Origin of the sequence: Stenotrophomonas sp. 2YAF22 (assembly GCF_052114665.1) — a bacterium.
In the GTDB taxonomy this organism is placed as follows: Bacteria; Pseudomonadota; Gammaproteobacteria; order Xanthomonadales; family Xanthomonadaceae; genus Stenotrophomonas; species Stenotrophomonas indicatrix.
Map to the genome: position 1 here is coordinate 1 of NZ_JBFRFE010000859.1, position 1,335 is coordinate 1,335.

The window sequence follows — 1,335 nt, forward strand, 5'->3', positions numbered from 1 at the left end:
TACGCACCGCTGCCGAACGTGGCGTGCAGGCAGCGATCATCCTCACCGCGCATCTGGGTGAGGGCCCAGGCTCGCCGTGGGCACAGGTGGAGGCCGCCGCGCGTGCGCATGGCCTGCGCATCCTCGGCCCGCACTGCCTGGGCGTGATCGCACCGCATGCACGGCTCAATGCCAGCATCGCCGCGCATTTCCCGCAGGCCGGCGACCTCGCGTTGATCTCCGAATCCTCGGCGATCGCCGCCGCCCTGGTGGAGTGGGGCGTGGCGCGCTCGGTGGGGTTCTCCGCCGTGGTTTCGCTGGGCGACACCATGGACGTGGACTTCGGCGACCTGCTGGACTATTTCGCCACCGACTACCGCACGCGCGCCATCCTGCTCTACGTCGAGCAGATCAAGGACGCCCGCAAGTTCATGTCGGCCGCACGTGCCGCGGCGCGTGCCAAACCGGTGGTGGTGGTGAAGTCCGGGCGCGCCGAACGGGTGCAGCCGGGCAGCGCCGATACCCACGTGCAGGCCCTGGCGCGCGCCGATGATGTGTACGGCGCGGCATTCAACCGTGCCGGCCTGCTGCGGGTGAGCGCGCTGGACGAACTGTTCACCGCAGCCGAGTCGCTGGGCCGGCTTGGCACCTTCCCCGGTCGTCGCTTGGCCATCCTCAGCAACGGCGGTGGCGTCGGCCACCTTGCGGTGGACCAGCTGATCGCGCTGCAGGGCACGCTGGCGCAACTGTCCGACAGCACCGTGCAGAAGCTGGATGCGGTACTGCCGCAGGGCTGGTCGCGCAGCAACCCGGTCGACATCGTGGTCGATGCCGATGGTGATCGCTATGCCACCGCCATCGAAGCGTTGCTGGCCGACAGCGAGAACGATGCAGTGCTGGTGGTCAACGTGCCTACCGCGTTCACCTCGTCGGCCGATGCGGCGCAGGCGCTGACCCGCACGCTCGGCCTGCGCCCGCGCCATCACCGCGACAAGCCGGTATTCGCGGTGTGGCTGGGCAATGACGACCAGGCCACCGCCACCCTCAATGCGGCACGCGTGCCGACCTATCCCACCGAAGCGGAGGCCGTGCGCGGCTTCCAGCATCTGGTGCGTTACCGGGAGGCACAGAGTGCGTTGATGGAAACGCCGCCGAGCCTGCCGCAGGATTTCAGCGTGGATACCGCGCGTGCGCGCGCGCTGGTCGAAGGCGCGCTAGCCAATGGCCAGGGCTGGCTGGATCCGCTGGCCACCCATGAGCTGCTGAAGGCCTACGGCATTCCCTCTGCGCCGGTGTTGCATGCGCGCGATGCGCACGAGGCGATGGACCTGGCGCAACCGCTGCTGGAGCGTGGCG

1 protein-coding gene is annotated in these 1,335 nt (G+C 69.3%); it reads left to right on the forward strand.

Annotated elements, in window-relative coordinates:
• On the forward strand, positions 1-1,335 hold a 1,335-nt coding region (locus AB4Y84_RS21750), incomplete at both ends, for an acetate--CoA ligase family protein (protein WP_442250946.1).